The sequence below is a fragment of the Corallococcus sp. 4LFB genome (assembly GCF_046520365.1).
Lineage (GTDB): Bacteria > Myxococcota > Myxococcia > Myxococcales > Myxococcaceae > Corallococcus > Corallococcus caeni.
Genome location: NZ_JBKGHJ010001263.1, coordinates 1 through 379, shown reverse-complemented (window position 1 = coordinate 379; position 379 = coordinate 1). Strand labels below are relative to the sequence as shown.

The 379-nt window shown below is 73.9% G+C and carries 1 pseudogene; it reads right to left on the bottom strand.

Annotated features, from left to right (window positions below):
• Nucleotides 1-379 (bottom strand): annotated as a pseudogene (locus ACLEQD_RS45240) (hypothetical protein); the annotation flags it as partial.

Genomic DNA, 379 nt, shown 5'->3' with positions numbered 1-379 from the left:
CAGGAGGCGCCACCGGGCCTCGCCCGAGACGAGGTAGCGCGCCGCCGGCTGGCCCGTGCCCAGCGCCAGTCCGCCCACCGCCACGGTGAGGTTCCGGTGGAAGACCTGCACTTCCAGGCGCCCTTCCACGTCCACCCGGCCCCACGAGAAGGCCTCCGCGCCCATCGTCAGGCGCAGGTGGCGCCGCGCCAGAGTGCCCAGCCGCTCCGCGTCCCAATTGAGAATCACCTCGCCATACGCCGAGGACCCGTCAGGGAACGAAGCCTCCGCAAGCGGCATGGAGGCCGGGCCCGCCACCTGGAAGCGCGCCAACTCGTAGTCCGGGCCGAAGGCCCCCTGCCGGAAGCCTCCGCGCTGCACGCGCCCCTCCAGCCGGGCT